Genomic DNA, 18,668 nt, shown 5'->3' on the forward strand with positions numbered 1-18,668 from the left:
GTGGGGGGGGGCGGCCCCGGGCCGGTGCGGGGGGGGGGGGGCTTCATTCAACCCCATTCTAGGTTATTTTTTTTTTTTTTTTTTGTTTTTCTTCTCCCCCCCCCCCCCCCCCCCCCCCCGGTACTGTTCTTATACCTTCACCCGCTGGGCGGGGCGAGGGGATGATGACTTAACCCGCGACCTGCTTGATGCGGGCGATCAGTTCGTCGACGGCCTTGTCGACCGGAACCTTCTCGCTCACCACCCGGTTCATCGCCTTGGCCCACACGTTCTCGTTGTTGAGAATCGTGAACTTCCAGTTCTTGGTGAAATCGAACGGCGCGGTGCCGCCCGTGAACTGGGCGTACACCGCCTTGCGGTGCTTGTCGGCCTGCCAGAACGGGCTGGCCTGGCTTTCCTTCGTCACCGGGAACCAGCGGCCGAGCGCGCCCTCGATATAGGGGCGAACGTTCTCTTCCTGGAGCAGGAAGCTGATGAACTGCTTGGCCTCGGCCTTGTTCTTGGCAACGCTGAAGACCAGCCCGGTCTTGACGTCGGAGCGGTAGCGGATGGTCGACCCATCCGGCGCCTTGGGGAAGGACGCCGTGATGATGTCCTGCTCATAAGCCTTCTTGCCGGCGTCGCGCTGCTCTTGCGTGAGCGCCTGGTTCTGCGAGTCCTCATACCACTTAGCCGCGATCGAGATCGTGAAGTTGTGGGTCATCACGATGGTCTTGTTGTGGAACGCGACGTTGTTGTCCGGATCCTTCCAGGTCGTGGAGGACGGTGGCGTGCAGCCCTTGATATAAGTGTCGGTGTAGTCCTTCATGGCCTTGATCAGGTTCTCGCGGACCGTGGGATCGTCGACCGTGAGCTTGCCGTCGTCGTCGACCAGCTTGACGTGGTAGGCATCCATGAAGGTGTAGAACGACTGGAAGGCGTCGGTGGATTCTACGCCCATCGGCTGGCCGACGGCGTAGATGCGCTGGCCAGTGGCTTTGCGGATTCCCGGTTGCACCTTGTCGCACCAGAACGTCCAGTACCCCGCCCAGTCGGTCGGAATGTCGCTCTGCTTGAAGCCGGCCTTCTCCAGCATGTCGTTCCAGATCTGGACGTGCATGCTCTGCTGCTTCAGCGGGAAGCCGTAATAGGCCTTCTTCTTGGTGACGTCGTTATAGAGGATCGAGGCGTCCAGCGTGTTCTGCACGAACCGGCCCTTGATCGGCTCCATGACGTCGGTGAGATCCTCGAGCTTGCCCTCGTAGGCCCACTTGCCCTGGGCCTGCACGTCATAAGAGTCGGAATAGGCGACGTCGGGCACGGTGCCGGCATCGAGCGCGGCGACCGTCTTCGGAATCATGTCCTGGATCGCGTACTGCGACAATTCGACCTTGATTCCGGTCTTGGCTTCGAACTTCTTGATCGTCTCGAGCAGCGCGTCGTCTTCGGAGCGGTAGAAGCCCTTGCCCCACCAGACCGTAATCGTCTTCTGCTGCGCAAATGCGGGTGCAGCGGCTGCGAACAGCCCGGCCGCAGCGACCGCCAGTGATACTGCGCCAATAACCTTGGATTTCACGTTTTTCTCCCTCAAACGGCCGGTGTTTTTAACCGGTCGTATAAAACACTAGCGCATGGCCGCTATCCGATCTAGCGGCTTCTTGTCAGACATAGGTCGTGGGGTGTCGGGCGAGAGGAGATGCTTAATGTGCGGCATCGATCCAATCGCCGCATCAATTCGCCCTGATCAATTCGCGTGAGGTCTCAGGGCCCGAGCTGACATGCAAATACGCCAAACTGTCTCTTTAGCGGGTCCGACGGCTGGCATTGAAGGCCTTCGATCGGCTGTCCCCTGCGGTCGATCGGACACCAAGAGGCGTCGGTACTGGTCCAGTTGATGCCACGATCAAAAAACGTCGGTGCATCGAATCTCGCCTCGATCACCATTTTTCCTTCCACATTCATGAAGCCCCAATGCCCGCCCGATTGGGCCGGGACCAAGCCATCCTCGAGGCGAATGCCCATCCGTCCCTCTCGCGGTTTGATTAGCCAGGAGCCATGGGCATCAAGGATGCCGCGTTTACCCCCCTCGAATGCCATGGCCATATCAGGCCTGATGTGGCAGATGCGTTCGAAAGGCTGCTTGGTGATCCATGCACCGGTCGAGGCATCGATGATGCCGTTCCTGTCGTCCAGCCGCGCTAGAACCGAACCATTCGGCAAGCCTGGAGAGATCGCATCGAGCGTGGGTTCTATGGCCCAGGTGATGTCAGTTCTCAACAATCCGAATTTGTCCCCAAAACCGGCGACAGCAAGAGAGCCGACGAAAGGGCCGGCACGGTCAAACCGCTGTGCCGTCATCGGCGTGAGATCGGCTGCCGCATAGGCAAATTTACCGCTAATCTTGAGGATATAAGGTCCGTCGCAGGTCACCGGCCTCGATAGCTCACCCTCCTGCGGCTCGATCGACTTGCCATTCTCATCAAGAATTCGCGGCTGCCTGTCGATCTCCCCGACAATGCGTCCATTGGCGCATCGCCCGACCGAAAAATCGAATAGGGGCGGGACAATGAGCTTGGCGTTTTCATCGAGATAGCCATGCTTCTTCTCGTTCTGAATGTCCCACGACCATGGCGCAGTCCCCTTCAGAGATATGTTTTCGTATTGGGGCTGGACGACCCATTCGCCGGTGCGATCTACCAGGCCCCATCGGCCGTTCAGGCGGGCTGGGGTAAATTTCGCGCCGTGTACAAATTGATGGACGTTCTCGAATTTCGGCTCGATCTTGAGGCGTCCCGCGCGATCAATGAAACCCCAATGGTCATCGACCTTTGCGGGGGCCATCCCATCAACAAACGAACCAAGCTGCTGGAATTTTGGTTCGATCTCCCAGCTTCCGTCGGGACGTATCACACCCCATCCTGAATCGACCCTCGCCAGCATGAGCGCCGTGCCTTCGGTGTCAAAAGGCAGGATCGCGTTGAGAGACGGCGGAACAAGCCAGGCGCCGGAGCGGTCCACGAGGCCCCATTTGCCTGTCGCAGTGACCGCTCTGCTGTCGGCGATCGCGCCGACGAACTCGAAAATCCCATGGCTGAACTGCTCAGTGCCCGCGATGCCTCCTGACGTGGTCCGGCCCTCGGTGGCAAAGAAGACCTTCTCGGTGAAGGGAATGACGTAGCCAAACTTCGGCTCGAGCGCGGTGTTGCCGTCGAGGTCGATCAGACCGGATCGGCCGCCGACGTCGATCTGCGCAAATCCGTGCGAGAAGCGATCTGCAATCGGATATTGCGGCTTTGCGATCACATGACCGCTTGTGTCGACATAGCCATAGCGACCATTCGATCGCACCAGCGCGCGCCCTTCATGGAAGGTATCGACCCAATCGTATTCGGCCGGCACAGCAAGCGTGCCGTCGCGGTTCACCGCGCCGCAAAGCCCATCAGGAAATCCGCACGAGGGCAGTGGGAACGAAGGGGGCAGGCCGAAGCCGTTTGTGCCCCTGTTGGCACGAGCCACCGCGGCGTCGAAAATGACCTTCCCGGCAGGAAGGAGAAGAGCGGAGGGGCGATCAACAGACTCCGGTCGTGAAACGTCTTGCGCATGCGAGGCGCTCGCGACGGTGACCAGCGCGAGCGCCGCAATAACGGCGGCCACCCGGCATCTTCCAAAGCTTCCCATTGGGCGATGTCTCCTCCTGCTTCAACCTCAGGTATGAGACCATCGTGGCGAAATACGGACGGCTCTTATGCGTTGGCGGAGGCGTTCCGCGTCCGCGATCCGCTCAGGACTAGTTCGACTTCGCGCCTTCCTTGGCGTTCTCCGCTGTCGGCGCTTCGGCCGGTGCGGGACGTTTTCCGGTGCCGGTGATGCGCTCGATCGCGGAGCGCACCGCGTCGCCCGGCTTGCGGTCTTTCAGCATGTCGAGCAGGGGCGCAGAGGCCGGCGAGCGGCGGATCAGGCTTTCCGGATCGGGGAAGACGAGGGGGTCGTCCCAGGGGCCCTGCACCACGAAGGGCAATTCGAACCCCGATGCGCTGTTGAGGCTGGCCACGCCCTTCATGTCGTATTCGCGCGTCGGCACCGAGGCGGTACCGGTCATCGTGATCTTCGCCGCCGGTCCTTCGACGCGGATGTCCTCGGCGGTGGCGACGCCGTCGGAGAACTTCACCGCGATGGTGAGATTGTCGTAAGGGGTCGAGCCGTTGCGGAAATTGCCGCCGCCGGACAGCGGCCGCCGCTCGAGCCGCTTCAGGAGCTGCTCGGCATTGAAGCCCGCGATCGCGCCATCATGCCCGGTCACGGTGGCGCTGCCGTCGAGCGACTGTACGAGGCCGAACGGGCTCGAGCCGGACGCGACGAGCGAGACGTTGATGTTGCCGCGCCCGGACAGCTTGTTGATACCGAACAGCTCGGAGGCGCAGGCCTGAAGGTCGACGTCGGTGAACTGGAATTGCGCCTTGATGTCGGCCACGGTGTCGGAGCGCGCGATGCCGAACGAGCCCTTGGCGATGCCTCCATAGACCTGTGCCTCGCCGACCGAGAGCGCCAGCGTGCCGTTGCGCAGATTTGCGCCGATCGCGGTGCGGCCGAGTTTCGACGCCCCGACCGTCAGCTTCGCGGCCGACAGGCGCATGTCGAGGTCGGTGGTCGAGAGGGCGTTGAGATCGAACAGCTGCCTGTTCCAGTCGCGCGCGCCGCTCGCGAGCAGGCGGAAGGTCGAGATATAGGGTGTGAAGTCGAGCGCGTCGGCTGCGAGCGTCGCCTGCAGCGTCTGCCGGCCGTTATTGGCGTAGGTCATCACGCCCTCGGCGGTGTTGCCGTCGAGCTCGACATTGACATTGGTGAGCGCGATCGACGCGCCGACGACATTGGCCCGCGCCTTCAACGCGAAGCGGCCGAAGCCGCCGCTGGCGGGCTGCGGCTGGCCGGTCCAGCGTAGCGCGTTGCGCAAGGACGGGCTGTCGATGGTGAGCGTGCCCTCCATCATCGGGCTGGTGCGGTTGGCGACGCTGCCGTCGAAGGCGAGCTTGAGCGGTGCGCTCGCGATTCGCGCCTTCAACCCCGAGCGCTCGCCGGAGAGCGCGGCGACGAAATCGGCAAAGCTGATCGAGCCGTCGACCCGTTCGCCGCGCCAGTCGAATTGTCCGGTCGCAGCGAAGGAGCGCGAGATCGAGGGCCAGGCCAGCGAGAGGTCGATGTCCTCGAACTTCTCGGTGCCGTGCATGGCGGCGTCCTCGTAATCGAGCAGGCCGTCCTGGATCCGGATCTCGGAGAACGACACTTGATTCTCGGCGCCGGGCTTCATGGTGCGCGCGATGGTCTGGATGAACGGCGTCCAGTTGCTTTCGCCGTCCGGCTTCAGGCTGACATGGATGCGCGGCCGCAGCAGCGTCAGGTCGGCGATCTCGAACCGTTGCAGCAGCAGCGGCAGCAGCCGCAGGTTCGCGGTGAGCACGTCGACATGGAGCGCGGGATCGCTCGTGCCGCCGCCCTTCAGGCCGACGTCATGGAAGGAGATGTAGCTTGCCGGCAGCACCGAAATGTCGATCGCGCCCGCGACATTGACCTCGAGCCCGGTGACGTCGCGGATCTGCGTTTCCACCGCCTTGCGCAGCGCGTCGCGGTTGATGAGCCATGAGGTCGCGATCAGGGCGATCAGCGCCACGCCGAGCAGCGCCGCGATCGGCGTCCCGAGGCGCTTCATTCCTTGGGCCATGGTCAATGGCATGTCCTGATCGAGTTGGTCGCTGGAGCCAGAAGGCGGGCCGGGAAACCTGCGCGCCCCACGCCCAAGACCTATTGTGTTAAGTGCCGCAACTTGATGGGTTTTCTTGTCGCTTTCAAGGCCGCGGGAACGGTTGCGCCCACGGCTTGGGCAGCTTCTATCACCCAGGGGTGGAGCGGAGAACCCCGTATCATTGACGGCTTCGGACGATTTCGCCTAATAATCGCCGCCACTAAGGCGCGACGCCTGCAAGCCGAAGGTTCACTCGAAGGTAATTTGCATGAACAAGGTCTATCCCGACGCCAAGTCGGCTCTCGAGGGTGTTCTGAAAGACGGCATGATGATCATGTCGGGCGGCTTCGGCCTTTGCGGCATCGCCGAAACGCTGTCGGACGCGATCCGCGACTCCGGCGTCAAGGACCTGACGGTGGTCTCAAACAATGCCGGCGTCGACGGCATTGGCCTCAGCCGCCTGCTCGAAACCCGCCAGATCAAGAAAATGATCTCGTCCTATGTCGGCGAGAACAAGCTGTTCGCCCAGCAATTCCTCGCCGGCGAGCTGGAACTCGAATTCAATCCGCAGGGCACGCTGGCCGAGCGCATCCGCGCCGGCGGTGCCGGCATTCCGGCCTTCTACACCAAGACCGGCGTCGGCACGCTGATCGCCGAAGGCAAGGAAGTGAAGGAATTCGACGGGCAGAAATACCTGATGGAGCGCGGCCTGTTCGCCGACCTCGCCATCGTCCACGCCTGGAAGGGCGACACCGCAGGTAACCTCATCTACCGCAAGACCGCGCGCAACTTTAACCCGATGATGGCGACGGCCGCCAAGGTCACGGTGGCCGAGGTCGAGCATCTGGTTCCGGCCGGCGAACTCGATCCCGACCACATCCACACACCCGGTCTTTTCGTCAAGCGCATCGTCGAGGTCGGAACGGCCAAGAAGCGCATCGAATTCCGCAACACCCGCCCGCGCACGGCAGCTTGAGATCAGGAGACTAAGATGGCCTGGACCCGTGAACAGATGGCTGCGCGCGCCGCGAAGGAACTGCGTGACGGCTATTACGTCAATCTCGGCATCGGCATCCCGACGCTGGTCTCGAATTACATCCCCGACGGCATGGACGTCAGCCTTCAGAGCGAGAACGGCATGCTCGGCATGGGCCCGTTCCCCTATGAGGGTGAAGAGGACGCCGATCTCATCAACGCCGGCAAGCAGACCGTCAGCGAGCTGCCGTCGACCTCGTACTTCTCGAGCGCGGATTCCTTCGGCATGATCCGTGGCGGCCACATGGATCTGTCGATCCTCGGCGCCATGCAGGTGGCCGAGAACGGCGATCTCGCCAACTGGATGATCCCCGGCAAGATGGTCAAGGGCATGGGCGGCGCGATGGATCTCGTCGCCGGCGTCAAGCGCGTGGTCGTGGTGATGGAGCATTCGGCCAAGGACGGTCCAAAGCTCCTGAAGCAATGCAATTTGCCGCTGACCGGCGAGCGCGTGGTCGACATGGTCGTGACCGACCTGGCCGTCTTCACCATCGACAAGCACGGCAGCGGCGGCATGGCGCTGATCGAGCTCGCCGACGGCGTCTCGCTCGACGAGGTCAAGGCCAAGACCGAAGCCGAATTCCGCGTCGCGCTGAAGAACACGTAAGGTTTTCGCGAAGGGGCGCGCATGACGATACGGTCTGCGCGTCCCGAAGACGCCGATTTCATCGCACAAACCATCCTGTCATCGCAGCGCGGCTACCGGCCGCGCGGCTGGTTCGACGTTGCGCTCGGTTGGCCTGAAACACAGTGCCGCGCTTTCATCGCGCGCGTCGCAGTCGCCCGCGCAGTGTCGATGTGGCACGTCTCGCAATTTCTGGTCGCCGAGATCGATGGCAAGTCTGCTGCCGCCTTGTGTGCGCTACCGGCGGCCGGCACGGGACCAGCGGCTTGGCGTGCGATCGAGGAAGTCGCAGCCGCGTCCGGGCTCGCCCCGGCAGAGCTGGAGGCCATTCGTCAACGCGCCGGCTACACGCGCGCCTGCTGGGTTCAGGGCGGCGAGGGCGATTGGATGATCGAGTATGTCGCGACTGATCCCGCCTATCGCGGCCGCGGCCTGGTGCAGTCACTGATCGCGCATGCGCTGGAGAAGGGGCGGGCAGCTGGATTTGCCCGGGCGACGATATCGTTCCTGATCGGCAACGAGCCCGCCGAGCGCGCTTATGCCAAGGCCGGCTTCGTCCTTGCCGAGGAGAAGCGCGATCCTGCCTTCGAGGCGATCATCGGTGCGCCGGGCTTTCGCATGTTCGTGCGGGCGATCTGAGCACGCCGCGCGTGCAGTGACGGTTGAGCGCCGGGCGCGCGCCGCAATTTCGTCATTGCGAGGAGCTCTTGCGACGAAGCAATCCAGACTGTCTCCGCAGAAAGATTCTGGATTGCTTCCGCCTTCGCCGAGGCTTCGGCGGACAAGTCGCTGCGCTCGCAATGACTGAATATGAGGCGCCGGCGTCGATCTTCCCTCGCGTTTAGATCCGCTACGACCTTGCTGCCCACGTCTTGCTCCACCGCGCCGACACGCTTGCGACCCAGGACGTTTCCTCTCGAACCAGGCGGAAGCCGAGATTGGCGGGAGGGACGCCCTGTGCGCAGCCGCCCGCACGGGCGTCGCGGATGAAATCGGTGACATAGGCGCGGTGCGCGCCTTCGGCGACGCGCACACCGCAGTTCACGGTGGGACGGCCGGCATTGCCGGCTGCGTCGATCCGCGAGCGCACGAAGCAGGTCGAGGTCCACTCCCAGACATTGCCGGCGAGATCTTCGATGCTGTGCTCGTTCACACCGAACCTGCCAAACGGATAGGTCGTCGTGTCGAAGAGGTCGCGTTCGGATTCACGTTCATAGCGGCCGATCCAGCGCTTCGATGGATCTGTTGCGTCCACCGGAAGGCCGTCATCCCTGAATCGGGAGCCGGCCGCAAAGGCCCATTCCACGTCGCTCGGCAGGCGGTAACTGTGACCGGTCTTGCGCGAGAGCCAACCCGCATAAGCCTCGGCATCATGCCAGCTCACCTGCACCGCGGGTCGATCGGAGGCGATGGCCACGCCGCGATCAAGCGCGCGGCAAGCGCCCTCCTGCACGCAAATCTGATAGTCGGATGACGAGACCTGATGCCGCATGATGTACAGCGGCCTCTCGAAGCGCATCGCGCGCAGCGGCGCTTCCGCCTGCTGCCCGGCACGCGTGAAATCGCCGGCCTCGCGATAGGACAGGCTGCCTGGCGCGACCCTGACGATGGCGGGCTCCGTCGCAGCGCCGTGGGTCCCGATCTCCGACACGAGCGGCGCCACCGCGATCGGCCCTGCAAGCCCGGCGGCGCAGGCGAGCAGCAGTTTCAACTTGAATGCGATCAGCATGGTCGTTCCCCAAGGAAAAGGGGCCGGTCATTCACCGGCCCCTCGTCGCGTCTAGTTGGTGTTGGGGGCCGGGATATCGGCAGGGGCCTTCACCTGCGTCATCAAATCGTCGTTCCACTTGCCTTCGACCTTGAAGTGCGCGGTGGCGCCGAGGTCGGCGGCTTCGATCAGATTGTGCGTGACATAGGCGTAGATGCCGGGCTGCATGAACTTGTACAGCGCAGCTCCCGCCGAGCCGCCGCGGATGAACCACGTCTCAAGCCCGGTCTCCGGCGCGTTGGAGAACTTGCCGGTCTCCCAGACATAGTCGCCATGGCCGCCGATCAGATGCGGACGGCTGTCGCGATTGGCCTGCGAATGCACCATCAGCACGTTCTCGCCGACATTGGCGGTCAGCGCATTCTTGCCGGTGAGCGCGCCGACCTTGCCGTTGAACACGACATGAGAGGGGATCAGCTTCTTCATCACCTCTTCGGTGTCGGTGAAGGCTTCGCCCGGCGATTCATAGGACTTGAAATTGCCCTTGTCGTCGCGCGGCACGTACATGTCCTGCTCTCCGACATAGTAGATCTTGTCGTATTTCAGTGCGTGGCCCTTGCCGTCGTTGAGGCCGTCGCGCGGCAGCACCATCACGGCGCCGTTCATGCCGGAGACGACGTGCCAGGGGATCATCGGGCCGCCCGGTGCGCAATGGTAGACGAACACGCCGGTTTTGGTTGCCTTCCAGCGCAAGACGACCTGCTCGCCGGGATTGACCAGCGTGAGCGCACCGCCGCCGAGCGCGCCCGTCGCGGAATGGAAGTCGATGTTGTGCGGCATGGAGTTGGTTGCGGGATTGACCAGCGTCGTTTCGACATAGTCGCCCTCGTGCACGACCATCATCGGACCTGGCATCGAGCCGTTAAAGGTCATCGCTTGGAACGTGGTGCCCTTCTCGTCGATGACGACCTTCTTCTCCTCGATCGTGAGCGTGAACTCCACGATCTTGGGACCCTGCTTGGTCGCTTGCTCGTGCGCATGCACGAAGGGCGGAGCGACCAGCTCGACCTTCTGGCGCGGCAGTTTGAGATCATCGGCAGCCAAGGCGGGTGTCGCCAGCATCAGGGCGGTTGCGGCGGCGCTGATCAATGCGGCTCGGCGGGTGAACATCGGAAGCATCCTTCATCTGAAATGGTTTTGATGACGGAATGCAGTGTGCGCCGATCGCGGCAAGTGTGTTTGTGCTGCGACAAGCTTTTGCCGAATTCGCCTCCGGTAAAATCCTTAGGAGTTTGTCGAAGATCGCATCGGCGATACGAAAGACGTGACGACTCGCGACGTCAGTCGCGTCGGCCGCAAATCGTTCGCATGTTCAGCTGCGTTTATTGCGAATGGATTGTCGTCGATTAGAGCAACTGGATCGCAATCCAGACCGTGCCCCAAACCGCGAGCGACAGCGCGGCGAAGACCGCGGCCGTGATGACCATCACGCGGACCACGTGGCCGGCGCCAACGGTGGGCGTGGAGGGGACGGGACGAAAATCGTCGAAGCGCGGGATATGGCCGCGAACGCCGGTGAGCCACAGAACGAGATCGAGCGCGAACGACGCCATAACCTATCTCCAGAGGGCAATAATCAAATGTCACCATGGCTCCGATCCCGTGCTCGGACTTTGAGCGAGCGCAAGGTTTCGCACCCGAAAACGAGTAATTTCGTGCCATCCGGGATGCGCCGCCCCGCTGCGCAGCATTGATTGACGAATGGGTAAGATATGAGGGCCGATCTTGCGGCGAGCTACGGCGAAGAACGATTGCCGCGCTACACGAGCTACCCGACCGCACCGCATTTCTCGCCGGAGATCGGCGCGGGGGCCTACGCCCGCTGGCTGGCGGAGCTCCCGGCGGCGGCCAGCGCGTCGCTTTATCTGCACGTGCCGTTCTGCCGCGAGATGTGCTGGTATTGCGGCTGCCATACCCAGATCGTTCGTCGAGACGGTCTCATCGCGGCCTATCTGCGTACGCTGCGCAGCGAGATCGCGCAGGTGTCCGAGACGATCGGCCGGCGCATCAAGGTCGAGCACATCCATTTCGGCGGCGGCACGCCGACGATCATGGCGCCGGAGGCTTTTGCCGAGTTGATGGCGGCGATGCGGCAATCGTTCTTCGTGCTGCCGTCGGCCGAGATTGCAGTCGAGATCGATCCCCGCACGCTGACTTCCGACATGGTCGAGGCGATGCGGCTCTCCGGCGTCAATCGCGCGAGCCTGGGCGTGCAGAGCTTCGACCCTGTCGTGCAGCGCGCGATCAACCGGGTGCAGAGTTTTGAGCAGACGGCTTCCGTGGTCGACATGCTCCAGCGCGCCGGCATCAACGGGATCAACTTCGATCTGATTTACGGTCTGCCGCACCAGACCGTTGCCTCGTGCCTGGATACGGTGCGACGTTCGCTCGAGCTTGGGCCCGACCGCTTCTCGGTGTTCGGCTACGCGCATGTGCCTGCTTTCAAGAAGCACCAGCGCATGATCAACGAGGCCGTGCTGCCCGACGGCCTTGCGCGCCACGACCAAGCCTGCGCGATCGCCAATGCGTTGAAGGAGGCCGGCTACGTGCAGATCGGGCTCGATCATTTCGCGCGACCCGGCGATTCCATGGCCGTGGCCTTCGAGCAACGCACGCTGCGGCGCAATTTTCAGGGCTACACCACCGACCAGGGCGAAGTTCTGCTCGGCTTCGGCGCGAGCGCGATCGGACATTTGCCGCAGGGCTATGTCCAGAACGAGGTGCAGATCGGCGCCTATGCGCAGAGCATCGCCGCGGGCCATTTGGCCACCGCGAAAGGCTATGGACTCACCGACGACGACCGGCTGCGCGCCGACATCATCGAGCGCATCATGTGCGAGTTCAGCGCCGATCTCGACGACATCTGCGCGCGTCATGGCGCAGAGGCCGGGGCAATGCTGAAATCGGCATCGCGTCTGAAGCCGCTGATTTCCGACGGCGTCGTGAAACTCGACGGCGCCCGCATCGCAGTCGCCAAGGACTCCCGCTTTCTCGTGCGCAGCGTCGCAGCCGCGTTCGACGCGCATCTGGATCCCGCGAAGCAGTTGCACAGCCGGGCGGTGTAGTCCCGTCATTCCGGGGTGCGCCACTTGGCGCGAGCCCGGAATCCATTTCACCTCTCGGTCTGCTGCCCGATGGATTCCGGGCTCGCGCTTCGCGCGCTCCGGAATGACAAGCAGCTTGCGCTCCAACAAAGAAACCGCCGCCCGCTCTGCTATCGTGGTTTCGGAACGGAGTTGTTGTCCATGCCTTTTGGATCCGACGATCTGGTCGATGACATCATGCGCACGGCGCCGCACACGATCCGCGTGTTTCTCGCCTTCAGGATGGCCTGCGTGGGCTGTCCGATCGCAACCTTCCACACGGTCGATGACGCCTGCCGCGAGCATGGCATCGATCGCGACAAATTCCTCGCCGCGCTGTGTGACCGCGTGCCGGCGTGAACCGATCTGGAATTCGCGCGGGCTGCGCGCGGATTCCCGGGTGAGGGGCGCTTTCGCCGTAAGCGGAAGCGACCCTCACCCCTGGCCTTGAGCCGCGCCGCTGTCAGGGCTCCGCTCCGCCAGCACGACGATGCCATGCGGATCGCGCAGGATGATGCGCTGACGGCCGCTCTCGACCAGCCCCCGCTGTTCCCAGCCGCTCAGGATGCGGCTCACGGTGTGCAGCGTGGTGCCGGTCATCTGCGCGATGTCCTGGCGGCTGATCGGGAAATCGATCTCGATGCCATGGTCGAGCTTCTTGCCGGATTGTTTGGCGAGGCGCAGCAGCGCATGCGCGACGCGCTGCTCGACCTGCTGGGTCGACATTTCCAGGATTCGGGTGTGGCTCTCCTGCAGCCGCGTGCCGACGGTCTGGAGCGTGTTGGCGGCAAGCGAGGGAAATCGCTCGACCAGCCGCGGCCAGGCCGAGGTCGGCCAGATCAGGGCGACGCTGTCGTCGACCGCGATCGCCGTGGCGGGATAGCGCGCGGCCCCGATCGCCATCGCGAGACCGAACGTCTCGCCCGGCGCGACGTAGCGCACCACGATCTGCTCGCCGCTCGGTGTGGTCTTGGCTGCGCGAACATGGCCGTGCAGCAGCAGGAAGAAGGATTGCGCGTCCGCACCCTGCTCGAAAATGGCGCTGTTCTTGGGATAGCGCACTGAGCGGGCCTCGCGCAGGATCTCCTCGAGGTCCTCCGGTTTGACACCCCCAAACAGCGGCAAATGCGCAACCAACGATGTGTCGACCTTGGCCATTCTGCCTCCTTGGCGCTGGAAGTGTGATGACACCTGCAATCGTCAGGGTGTTTGCGATAGCTCAAAAACGAGCCGGCCGGACGGCAGTATTTTTCCAGGCGACGATTTGAATCGACTGGAGTTGACCCATGGCTGGCGCCCGATCCCGCAACTTTGAGGGCTGGCCGCTGTTTGCGAACAGCTTTCGGCCCTTTTTCCTGCTCGCCGCCATCCAGGCTGGGCTTTCGATCCTGGCCTGGCTGCCGATGTTCTACGGCGAATTGTCGGTGACGTCGGCTTTCGCGCCGCGCGATTGGCACGTCCATGAGATGCTCTACGGCTTCCTGCCGGCGGTGATCACGGGATTCCTGTTCACGGCGATTCCGAACTGGACCGGGCGGCTGCCGATCCAGGGGACGTCCTTGGGCGCGCTGCTGGCGGTCTGGCTCGCCGGCCGGGTCGCCGTGACGCTGTCCGCCGATATCGGCTGGGCGTTTGCGCTTGCCGTCGATGCCGCCTTCCTGACCTTGGTCGTCGCTGCAGCAACGCGCGAGATCATCGCCGGCGGCAACTGGCGCAACTTTCCTGTGGTGGTGCTGGTGCTCGTGCTGCTCGCCGGCAATGTCGGCTTCCATCTCGAAGCGCATTATGCGGGTGCGGCCGATGTCGGCATCCGCGTCGGCATCGGCGTGGTCGTGCTGATGATCTCGCTGATCGGCGGCCGCATCATCCCGAGCTTCACCCGCAACTGGCTGGTCAAGTTCAACCCCGGCCGCCTCCCGGTGCCATTCGGACGCTTTGACGGTGTGGTGATCGGGTGCAGCGCAATTGCGATCATCGCGTGGATTGTGGCGCCGTTGAGCACCCTCACCGGCGTGGCGATGGCGCTTGTCGGCGGGCTCCATCTGGTGCGGCTCGCACGCTGGGCCGGTGACCGCACCTTCCGCGAGAGGCTGCTCCTGATTCTCCATGTCGGCTATGTCTTCGTGCCGCTTGGCTTCCTCCTGCATGCTCTTGCCGTCTTCGGCGCGTTGCCGCCGAGCGCGGGCATCCACGCCTGGATGGCGGGCGCGGCCGGAACCATGACGGTCGCGGTGATGACCCGAGCGAGTCTCGGCCATACCGGACAGGCGCTGACGGCGTCGCCGGCGACACAAGCCATCTATGCCGCGATCATCGTCGCGGCGCTGGCGCGGGTCGCGGCGGTGGTTTGGCCTGCGCACAGCGATGCGTTGCTGCACCTTGCCGCCTGCGGCTGGATCGTTGCGTTCCTCGGCTTTGCCATCGCGTTCGGCCCGCTGCTCGCCGGCAGCCCTCGCCGCGCCCTCGCCATCATGGGCGTGCCCGTCCCGGCACGCTGATTCAAGCTGCGGTCGCCACGGTCGACGATTTCAATGGCCTGACGCCTTTGCGCCATGCGGTGATGGTGCAGCCGAAATGGCCGCGGAACCAGCGGGCCATGGCGCTCTGCGCGGAGAAGCCGAGCTGCACGGCGATGTCGGCCAGCGGCCGGCCGGGATCATCGATCAGCTGGACCACGAGATCGGCGCGCTGCGCGTCGAGAATCGCCGAGAAGCTGGTGCCGGCTTCGGCGAGGTGCCGGTGGACGGTGCGGCGGGTGCAGGCGAGGTGCTCGGCGACGCGCTCGACCGTGCAGTCGCCGCCGGCGAGCAGGAGACGCACGACCTCGTCGACCTTCTCCTCCCAGCTTGCCGGCCGCGTCTCGATCGCCTCGATCCGCTTGCGCAGATAGCTCGCGATCAGCGGATGCGCGCTCGGGATCCGGCGCTCCATGTCGTGCGCCGACAACAGGATCGAATCGTCCTCCGCATTGAAAGTCACGCGGCAGCCGTAGAACTCGCGGTAGCGCTTGCGGTCGTGCGGCGGTGGGTAATGCAGGTGCACTTCCTGCGGCCGCCAATCGCTGCCGAACAGCGACTGGATGATGCGGTGGACGCTGCCGAGCGCCATGTCGATCGACTGGCGCGGCGCGGTCGGCTGTCGGCCGCGCAGGTGCAGCGCGACGGTCACGGTCTGCTTGTCGCGGGTGACGTCCAGCTTCATGCCGTCGTGATGGATCGGGATGAAGCGCGAGAAGGCTTCGATGGCTTCACCTACCGTCGCCTGTTCGCGCACGATCAGGCCGACCGCGCCGAAATTGGTCAGCCCGCCGCGCTCGGCAAGCCGCAAGCCGAAATCTTCGGCTCCGGACGCCTCTGCCGACAATTCGAGCAGACGTCGCAGGCCGGTGACGGCAATGGGCGTATCGGGCTTGTCGAGGCAGGCCAGCGGCAGCCTGACCTTGCGCATCATCTGTCTGGGGTCGAGCCCGACCGACCGGGCGACCTCCGGGTAATAGCTCAAGCCCGCGCTGCGAATGAGGTCGGTCATGCGAACCGTTCCTGCCAGCCATTCCCGCAGATGTCCCGAAATGTAAAGTTTATGTCCCGATCCGTCAAATCCGGGAACCGGGTGGAACATACATAAGTGAAACCGAAGCACGGGCGTGAATGCCGTGCATATGACGGCGCGGCGCGACGAGGCCCCGCTGCTGTCTCGGACCATTTGACCAAAAGACATTGCTGGATCGGAATTATGCCTGGGAACATGCTTTCCAAGGGTGAGGTATTCGTCATCGACACCGATGCCGCCTCCCGCGAACAACTTTCCACCGCGCTCCAACAGAGCGCATACGACGTGATCTGCTTCGCCGACGGCGCGTCTCTGCTCTCGGAGGCCAAGGCGCGGATGCCGGCCTGCGTGCTGCTGGAGATGCCGCCCGATCGCTCCGGTCTCGACGTGCTCAAGCGCCTGCGCGAGGAAAACTGCATGGCGCCGGTGCTGGTGACCGCGACAAACGGCAGCATCGCCATGGCGGTCGATGCCATCAGGAGCGGTGCGGCCGACTTCATCGAGAAGCCGTTCCGCACCCGCGACATCGTCGACCGGATCGATGCCGCCATCGACGAGTTCGCGCAGCCCGGCTCCAACCGGCAGCGCTGGTTGCCCGGCTGCGAACCCCTGACCGCGCGCGAAGGTGACGTGCTCGAGCATCTCGCCGCCGGCCTGACCAACAAGGAGATCGCCCGGCGCATGCATCTGAGCGCACGGACGGTCGAAGGCTATCGCGCCGGCATTCTGAAGAAGGCGGGCGCCAAGAACGTGACAGACCTGCTTCGCCGCATTTTCGGCCAGGGGTCGTCCGCTCAGGATTAAGGGCTCTGTCGCGGCCGACGACCCGTTCCGGGCCCCGCTGCCGCCGCGGCGGCGCCCCACGGAAACCTCAATCGAACCAGTTCCTTCCCTGCCGCGTCCAACCATGTTGGCGAGGCATTGGATCGCGCGTCCGGCTGGCGGCGGCGATGACTTGGAGGAGGGACTTGATGCGCATCACCGCAAGATGTTTGGCAACGACGAGCCTGGTTCTGGTGACCACGGCCTTCGCGTCGTCGTCATGGGCTGCCGAATTGGACGCCACATCGGCCATCGATACCGTCACGGTTTACCCTGATGGCGCGACCGTCACCCGCGTCATCGCGGTGGACCTGCCGTCTGGTGACTCGACGCTCATTGCCAAGGACTTCCCGCTTGGTCTCGACACCTCCTCGATCCGGGTGGAGGGTGAGGGGGGAGCGAAGCTCACCATCGGCACGATCGATGCGCGAACGCCACGTGCGGCGCCGGTCAATCTGCCGGAGCTGGACAAGCGCATCGAGGCGCTGAATGACCAGCGCGCCGACCTGCAAGGCGCGATCGACTCGGCCAATGCGCGGCGCAAATTCGCGGAGCATTTTGCGGAAGCATCGCCCGCCGGCATCGGCGACAAGGGCGAGGCGCGGCCGATTGCCGAATGGCGCACGGCCTTTGCCACCGTCGGGGAGGAAATTGCGAGCGCCGATACCGCCGTTCGCGACGCCACGCGCAAGATGCGCGAGATCGATCGGCAGATCGGCCAGCTCGAAATCGAGCGCAAGGCCAAGCCGCCGAGCAAGCTCGAAGTCCGCATGGACATCGCCGTGCCGGCAGCAACCAAGGCGACGTTGAGGGTCACCTACAATGTGCGCAATGCGCGCTGGCTGCCGCTCTACGACGCCCGCCTCGACACCGGCGCGAAGGATCGCAAGCCGCAGCTCGAATTGGTTCGCCGTGCCGAAGTCACGCAATCGACCGGCGAGGACTGGTCCAACGTCACGCTCGGCGTCTCCACGGTCCGCATCGGCCGCGGCGGCAGCGCGCCGGAGCTGAATTCGCTGGTCGCGCAGTATCCGCAAGTGCCGAAGCCGCGGGCGCTGGGTTCGCTTTCGGATTCGGCAATGCCTGCGGCGGCGCCAATGCAGCGTAAGATGGAAGCTCCGGCTTATGCCAGCCGATCCAGGGAAGATCTTGCCGAACGCGCCGAAGAACAGCAGGCGGTCGCCGAGATCGGCGACTTCCAGGCCACCTACAAAATTCCCGGCCGCGTCAGCCTCGCCCCCGCCGAGGGCGCCAAGAGCCTGCGCATCGCCTCGATGACCGTGCCCGCCGATCTCACGGTGCGCGCGGCTCCGGTGATGGATCCCACCGCCTTCCTCGAAGCCAGCTTCAAGCAGGCCGACGACACGAGCCTGTTGCCAGGCAAGGTCGCAATCTATCGCGATGGAACCTTCGTCGGCCGCGGCAAGCTCTCGGCTTCGGCCAAGGACGATATCGTGCGGCTCGGCTTCGGCGCCGACGACAAGGTCAGGATCGAGCGCGCGGTGCTCAAGCGCAACGAAGGTTCGGCCGGTCTCCTGGTCACGACCTCGAAGACCGACGAGCGATCGTTCAAGACGACGATCCGCAACGGTCACGACTTCCCGATCAAGGTCGCGATCGAGGATCAGTTGCCGGTCAGCGAGAACGAGGACATCCTCGTCGAGATGTTGCCTGCGACCACGCCGCCGACCGCAAGCAACATTCGCGACCGGCGCGGCGTGCTGGAATGGTCGTTCGACGCCAAGCCCGGTGAGGTCAAGGACATCAATTTCGCCTGGCGCATTCGCTGGCCGAAAGACAAGAGCATGGTGATCGTGCCGGCGGGTTGATGGGCGGCGCCGAAGTGCGATGCTGTCTTAGCTCGCGCTCGCTCACTCCCTGTCATGCCCCGCGAAGGCGGGGCATCCAGTACGCCGCGGCGTCACGATTCAATCGCCGGCGCCGCGGATTACTGGATCGCCCCGGCAAGCCGGGCGGTGACCGTGTTGAAAGAGCGGCAGGGTACTTCGGCGTCCGGTAAGAAGCCGCATTGCGCGGGAGCGGACAGGCAAGCGGATGCGATAGCTGGAT

General features: G+C 64.0%; 16 protein-coding genes. 8 read left to right on the forward strand and 8 right to left on the reverse strand.

Annotated features, from left to right (window positions below):
• Window positions 1-169: 169 nt before the first annotated feature.
• From AC0L30_RS27890 to AC0L30_RS27900, 3 genes are all read right to left on the reverse strand, one after another.
• Window positions 170-1,555 (reverse strand): ABC transporter substrate-binding protein, encoded by a 1,386-nt coding sequence (locus AC0L30_RS27890; protein ID WP_354160035.1) that lies wholly within the window; start codon window positions 1,553-1,555, stop codon window positions 170-172.
• 185 nt (window positions 1,556-1,740) lie between these two features.
• On the reverse strand, window positions 1,741-3,657 hold the full coding sequence (locus tag AC0L30_RS27895) for a WG repeat-containing protein (RefSeq protein WP_473405668.1): 1,917 nt from the start codon (window positions 3,655-3,657) through the stop codon (window positions 1,741-1,743).
• 109 nt (window positions 3,658-3,766) lie between these two features.
• The gene (locus AC0L30_RS27900; RefSeq protein ID WP_473405669.1) at window positions 3,767-5,695 is read right to left on the reverse strand and encodes an AsmA family protein; all 1,929 of its coding nucleotides are present in this window, start codon (window positions 5,693-5,695) and stop codon (window positions 3,767-3,769) included.
• Window positions 5,696-5,984: 289 nt separating this feature from the next.
• On the opposite strand from AC0L30_RS27900, the gene AC0L30_RS27905 reads away from it, so the two are divergent.
• The 3 genes from AC0L30_RS27905 to AC0L30_RS27915 are packed head-to-tail and all read left to right on the forward strand — an operon-like array spanning window position 5,985 to window position 8,015.
• Window positions 5,985-6,692, forward strand: a complete 708-nt coding sequence (locus AC0L30_RS27905) for a CoA transferase subunit A (RefSeq protein ID WP_007596238.1) — start codon at window positions 5,985-5,987, stop codon at window positions 6,690-6,692.
• A 15-nt stretch (window positions 6,693-6,707) separates the two neighbouring features.
• Complete coding sequence (locus AC0L30_RS27910; RefSeq protein WP_473405670.1) at window positions 6,708-7,358, forward strand: CoA transferase subunit B; 651 nt, start codon at window positions 6,708-6,710, stop codon at window positions 7,356-7,358.
• Window positions 7,359-7,379: 21 nt separating this feature from the next.
• The gene (locus AC0L30_RS27915) at window positions 7,380-8,015 is read left to right on the forward strand and encodes a GNAT family N-acetyltransferase (protein WP_473366546.1); all 636 of its coding nucleotides are present in this window, start codon (window positions 7,380-7,382) and stop codon (window positions 8,013-8,015) included.
• Between the two features lie 211 nt (window positions 8,016-8,226).
• Here the strand turns inward: AC0L30_RS27915 and AC0L30_RS27920 are convergent, their stop codons facing one another.
• From AC0L30_RS27920 to AC0L30_RS27930, 3 genes are all read right to left on the reverse strand, one after another.
• Complete coding sequence (locus AC0L30_RS27920) at window positions 8,227-9,105, reverse strand: SUMF1/EgtB/PvdO family nonheme iron enzyme (RefSeq protein WP_007596232.1); 879 nt, start codon at window positions 9,103-9,105, stop codon at window positions 8,227-8,229.
• A 51-nt stretch (window positions 9,106-9,156) separates the two neighbouring features.
• A complete protein-coding gene (nirK, locus tag AC0L30_RS27925) occupies window positions 9,157-10,254 on the reverse strand; it encodes a copper-containing nitrite reductase (protein WP_473405671.1) in 1,098 nt (365 codons plus the stop codon).
• 236 nt (window positions 10,255-10,490) lie between these two features.
• On the reverse strand, window positions 10,491-10,697 hold the full coding sequence (locus tag AC0L30_RS27930) for a hypothetical protein (protein WP_007596230.1): 207 nt from the start codon (window positions 10,695-10,697) through the stop codon (window positions 10,491-10,493).
• A 159-nt stretch (window positions 10,698-10,856) separates the two neighbouring features.
• On the opposite strand from AC0L30_RS27930, the gene hemN reads away from it, so the two are divergent.
• Entirely contained in the window at window positions 10,857-12,209 is a 1,353-nt protein-coding gene (gene hemN / locus AC0L30_RS27935; protein WP_473405672.1) for an oxygen-independent coproporphyrinogen III oxidase, read from the forward strand.
• A 180-nt stretch (window positions 12,210-12,389) separates the two neighbouring features.
• Complete coding sequence (locus tag AC0L30_RS27940; protein ID WP_007596228.1) at window positions 12,390-12,587, forward strand: DUF1858 domain-containing protein; 198 nt, start codon at window positions 12,390-12,392, stop codon at window positions 12,585-12,587.
• Between the two features lie 75 nt (window positions 12,588-12,662).
• Here AC0L30_RS27940 and AC0L30_RS27945 read toward each other — a convergent pair whose 3' ends face one another.
• On the reverse strand, window positions 12,663-13,385 hold the full coding sequence (locus tag AC0L30_RS27945) for a Crp/Fnr family transcriptional regulator (RefSeq protein WP_473366543.1): 723 nt from the start codon (window positions 13,383-13,385) through the stop codon (window positions 12,663-12,665).
• Between the two features lie 128 nt (window positions 13,386-13,513).
• Between AC0L30_RS27945 and AC0L30_RS27950 the strand changes: the two genes are divergently transcribed.
• A complete protein-coding gene (locus tag AC0L30_RS27950) occupies window positions 13,514-14,725 on the forward strand; it encodes an NnrS family protein (protein ID WP_473405673.1) in 1,212 nt (403 codons plus the stop codon).
• 1 nt (window position 14,726) lies between these two features.
• Here the strand turns inward: AC0L30_RS27950 and AC0L30_RS27955 are convergent, their stop codons facing one another.
• Window positions 14,727-15,755, reverse strand: coding sequence for an AraC family transcriptional regulator (locus AC0L30_RS27955; protein ID WP_473366541.1), 1,029 nt, complete (start codon window positions 15,753-15,755; stop codon window positions 14,727-14,729).
• 204 nt (window positions 15,756-15,959) lie between these two features.
• On the opposite strand from AC0L30_RS27955, the gene AC0L30_RS27960 reads away from it, so the two are divergent.
• Together AC0L30_RS27960 and AC0L30_RS27965 are read left to right on the forward strand one after the other, a co-directional pair.
• The gene (locus tag AC0L30_RS27960) at window positions 15,960-16,580 is read left to right on the forward strand and encodes a response regulator transcription factor (protein WP_473405674.1); all 621 of its coding nucleotides are present in this window, start codon (window positions 15,960-15,962) and stop codon (window positions 16,578-16,580) included.
• Window positions 16,581-16,747: 167 nt separating this feature from the next.
• Window positions 16,748-18,427, forward strand: coding sequence for a mucoidy inhibitor MuiA family protein (locus AC0L30_RS27965; protein WP_473405675.1), 1,680 nt, complete (start codon window positions 16,748-16,750; stop codon window positions 18,425-18,427).
• Window positions 18,428-18,668 lie beyond the last annotated feature (241 nt).

Source organism: Bradyrhizobium sp. MI1.11 (assembly GCF_055811255.1).